The sequence below is a fragment of the Endoryza foliicola genome (genome assembly GCF_050589245.1).
GTDB lineage: Bacteria > Bacteroidota > Bacteroidia > Chitinophagales > Chitinophagaceae > Endoryza > Endoryza foliicola.
Genome location: NZ_JBOBEW010000016.1, coordinates 1 through 4,180 on the forward strand (window position 1 = coordinate 1; position 4,180 = coordinate 4,180).

At 36.2% G+C, this 4,180-nt stretch carries 4 protein-coding genes and 1 pseudogene; 2 read left to right on the forward strand and 3 right to left on the reverse strand.

The features are described from left to right. Both ACQ2HE_RS19670 and ACQ2HE_RS19675 read left to right on the forward strand, forming a co-directional pair. The coding region (locus ACQ2HE_RS19670) for a hypothetical protein (protein ID WP_430902495.1) at positions 1–936 on the forward strand (936 nt) is incomplete at its 5' end. A 13-nt stretch (positions 937–949) separates the two neighbouring features. Next, positions 950–1,585, forward strand: a complete 636-nt coding sequence (locus ACQ2HE_RS19675) for a hypothetical protein (RefSeq protein WP_430901833.1) — start codon at positions 950–952, stop codon at positions 1,583–1,585. A 798-nt stretch (positions 1,586–2,383) separates the two neighbouring features. Here ACQ2HE_RS19675 and ACQ2HE_RS19680 read toward each other — a convergent pair. The 3 genes and pseudogenes from ACQ2HE_RS19680 to ACQ2HE_RS19690 form a co-directional block, all read right to left on the reverse strand. Next, positions 2,384–2,767: a hypothetical protein gene (locus ACQ2HE_RS19680; protein WP_430901835.1), complete on the reverse strand. Its 384-nt coding sequence runs from the start codon at positions 2,765–2,767 to the stop codon at positions 2,384–2,386. Beyond that, a complete protein-coding gene (locus ACQ2HE_RS19685) occupies positions 2,764–3,882 on the reverse strand; it encodes an RHS repeat domain-containing protein (protein WP_430901837.1) in 1,119 nt (372 codons plus the stop codon). The genes ACQ2HE_RS19680 and ACQ2HE_RS19685 overlap by 4 nt, the downstream gene beginning before the upstream one ends. 100 nt (positions 3,883–3,982) lie before the next feature. Continuing rightward, positions 3,983–4,180, reverse strand: a pseudogene (locus tag ACQ2HE_RS19690) (hypothetical protein); the annotation flags it as partial.

Genomic DNA, 4,180 nt, shown 5'->3' on the forward strand with positions numbered 1-4,180 from the left:
GCCATGAACCGGCCCATTGATGGAATTGACCTAGATGGTTGTGAATGGCAGCCTGTAAATGCTACAGGTGAAAATGTAGCTGTTGGGTCTAAGGAAACAAGTGATTATCGTTGGGTGGGTTTCGGTTTAGATGGAAGAGGTGCCGAAGGTTCCGTTGCAAGTGCAACTTTAAGGCATGGGAACTCAACTTATAGATTTAATTCTAGTTTTGACCAATCTACACGAAGGGGAACTGGATCACTTGCCATAAGCGATGGCAAAGGCAACAGCTTGAATATTTATATTTTTGGAGACAATTCCGCACAATGGTCGCAGTCTTCAAACGGCAAGATAACTGAGACTGCTGTATATCAAGACAGGTTTTATAAGGGTACACCAGGCAATAATTATGATAAAGGTACTTTTGTACCAAGGGATGTAAGCGGATATACAGGATTGGATTTTAGTTTTGAGAGAGCAACCCACCATGTTTGGGTTGGATGGTATCAAGAGGCTATTGAGAGTGATGGATTAGGGCCTGTTGAATTCCTCATCGGCGCTGGTGAGCTTAGGTTAGCAGGACGTGGGGTATCCGCTTTGGGACGCGGCTTATCATATGTCGGGCGAAATTTACCTAGGGGAGGACTTGATTTTGTAGAATACAAGGCGGCGAGGGGAGGAACAGAAACTTTGGGTAATATATTGACTACTAATGCTGCGGGGAAACCTGTTCTGCAGCGTGTTAGCACAGAATTTTCTCATACATTTATTACACAAAGGATGCAGCGAGCTCACAACTTACCCAATTGGTTGGTAAACAATAGAATAAATGTTTGGAAACTCAATACGATACAGCATTCGTTAATTGACAGCTATCGCTTTAAGTTCTTGCGAAATGGACTTAAGTCAGATGTAGGTTGGTTTAAGAAGTATAATTGGTTCACGACGAAATTTTAATAATATTACGTTTATGTTTGGATTTTTTAAAAAGAGCACGTCTATAGATATAGAAATCAAGTTATTATCAAGTCTTGTTAATATTTTGCCTGTGAAATATAGTGAGCTTGCGAAGCAAATCGATGGAGATCTTTTCAAAGAAAAGTATCATCAGATGAAACCTGTCCGAAATTATGTAGGGTTTATTTACAAGCCGGGAAAATCTAAACTTTTCGAGAACCGAAAGAAAAGGAGTGCTATTCTCCGAGGGATGCAGGTTTTCAATATTGCAGAAAATAATTTTGCTGATATTGAAATTTATCTTTCTGGGGGGTTAATCGCTGGTTACGCTACACCAAACACGTCACGCTTTATTCCCGATTCAAATAATGTTAGAATGAAACTGTTCCATTGTGAATATATGGACGATTTAGATACTCAGGAGATGGGCTTTTTCTCCGCTGAGGAGTTGGCATTTATAAACCCTTCAGATATATATGAAGTTGAACTAAATGGAAAATTGTATTATCACATATTCGATTTTGAAGACGGAGATTTTATCGGAGTTGATAGAGAGAAGAGGGTATATAAAGTAACCCATGACCCATATGAAATTACTTTAATTAATGGGGAACTGTTACTATTCTTGAAATCATTTCATTCAAAGTGAATTAAAAAAAATCCGCATTTGCAAGGTGTGTCAAAATATTAAGCATGTGAAAAGTTCTTTCCCTTCCATTCTGTTCGAAGCACATAAAACAAAACTAGGAACTAAAAGATAAAGCCGTTTGGCAAGTATCCAAAAAGATACCAATTATTTGAAGTCGAAGTCACAAAAAAGGTTGAAATTTAGGCCGTTAATAATGTCAGTTTAAAAAAAATCAAATAGAAGTTCATTATTATTACAACGTAGTATATTCTTGACTGGTTTCCATATTTCAATAAGCTTCCAATATATTCTTTCCAAGATTTCTCCATCCGCTAAGTCTAAGTATTAAATAGTTTCACAAATTCACTTATTTTCATAATTAAACTATTTAGGGAAGCCTACACTGTTATTTACAATTATTGTAATTCATTGCAAGTCTCCATTTTCTCTGCGCTTCCAGAGCTGATTTCAAGAAAGGTTGGTGTAGTTCTTCATANAACTATTTAGGGAAGCCTACACTGTTATTTACAATTATTGTAATTCATTGCAAGTCTCCATTTTCTCTGCGCTTCCAGAGCTGATTTCAAGAAAGGTTGGTGTAGTTCTTCATACAACTGAACATATACTTTCTCTTTATCATTTAAGACTATTGTAACAGATAATTGAATTTATATCTTCTTATTTTTAACTACTATTTTCGTTTTATTTACAATGTCATTGAGCTGGACAAAAAAGAACAATTTTGTTTAAAATGGAAACTACATACCGTTGAATAACGCATAGATAATTATGTAACAGGAAATGGCAGGGATAAATTAACTAAGAGTCAATACCAATGAGTTTATACGAAGTTGCAATACACTCAAAAACTTCATCCTCAAATAAAATGATAAAGTGCTTGTCATTTTCAAAAATTGAATCTGAATGTCTCAGATGTACACTGTTCATGACACGTAATTCATTAAGCCAATCGCTCTCTATCAACTCATATAAAATATTCTTTTTCATTGAAAATCGAGTGTAATAATCGTAATGCATATAAATCTCTTCATTTGGATAGCCGCACTTAAAAATTAAGCATTTGAGAAAAACAAGATGTACATTACCAAAGACTAGTGTTACATCATCATTGGTTTTACATAAACTGAACGAATAGTAGTCTTTAGTGATACACTCAAATTTTACTTCTTCTTTTACTGTCATAATCTTGTTATTTTACCTGTTTTTCTATTAGTTACCTCAGTATATCCAGAACTGCCATTTAAGTTTTTTGTCAAATTAATTTCAAAAGTTGCTTCTCCAGTTCGATTTTGAAAAATCCATTTGGATTTTGGTATGCCAGCTTCTATTAAAGTAGCAACACTTCTTGTATTTAAGTAGTATACTTGTCCGTCTCTTATGACATAGTCTATAGGTAAGTTTGCAGGCGCCCATATTCCGTTCTTCAAATTCACTACACCTTCTGGTATGGACTGAACTCCTAAAATTTTTTGTCCTGTCAATGAATAATTATTTGAATGGTTAGGTTGTGCAAATTTTCCATTTTTGACATCTACAATAGACCTCGCTTGCTCACCTGCATTAATATTGGGTTGAGTTGCTTTTAAAGAATTAGTTTTATCACCCGAAGCAGATTGCTGACCAGCAGTGGAAAACTTTCTCCCTTCAGAGTTTGTCTTATTATTTGCTGACTGTTGTTGTTTGTTCGTGTTTGAGTTTGTGTATGTCCCCTTCTTAGTATTTACCACAGCAGCACCAAGAAAAGCATTCTGAAAGAGTTCCTTTATCTCTGCTTCATGTTGTTTAATATGTTCTGCATGTTTTTCAACATCTGTCTTCATAACCCCAAACATCGCATCCAGCTCCTCTTTAGTTTTGCCTTCAAATTCTGACAGCATTTTCATTCCCATGCCAGGATTTAACCAACTTGACTCATCAGTTTGATAATAGTTGTTGCCTCCATATATAAAGAAATAACTAGCTGGCATTAGGAAACTTAGAGGTGCATATCTTTCGCTTACCTTATATAAAACGCTTTTTCCTTGCTCATTAAAAGTTACACTGTAATATAGATTTTCTGCACCATCTAAATCAATATTTGCTATTGGGCTATTGTTTGCAAACTGATAAGGTGTAAGCTCAGGATACTTATCAATTAACGGATCCACACTCAAAAACTTCCCAAGTCTCGTATCATAAATCCGCATGCCATAGTCTTGCTGATTTCCGGTTCCCTTAACTTCATTGTCATTTTCCTTCCCATTAAACCCATACCTAAACTGAGTTCCAGCGGTATAAGAGCGGTTGGGCATCAACATCCCGAACGGAGGGCTGCTTCTAACTCAAAGAACTACCCTAAAGCTACACTGCTTTTTTGACATTTTAAAGTCTGGGTGATGATTGTTTCCAGAGTATTGGTTATTGCTTTTTTAGCAAGTCGTGCATTTTTTCAATGGCTTGATCTAAAAAAGGCTGTGTGTAATTTACATATCGGTAGAACGAAGGGCTGTTGGTGGCATGCCCCGATATTTTTCTAACTAAATGTTCCGGCATCCCGGCAAGCAGCATGGTGGTAATGGCCGATCTCCGCATCAAGTGCGAACTCATCAGATCACA

What these genes read in the sequence shown, in the direction of transcription:
- ACQ2HE_RS19675 (WP_430901833.1), top strand. Translation starts at nt 950, where the DNA reads ATGTTTGGATTTTTTAAAAAGAGCACGTCTATAGATATAGAAATCAAG.
- ACQ2HE_RS19680 (WP_430901835.1), bottom strand. Translation starts at nt 2,767, where the DNA reads ATGACAGTAAAAGAAGAAGTAAAATTTGAGTGTATCACTAAAGACTAC.
- ACQ2HE_RS19685 (WP_430901837.1), bottom strand. Translation starts at nt 3,882, where the DNA reads ATGTTGATGCCCAACCGCTCTTATACCGCTGGAACTCAGTTTAGGTAT.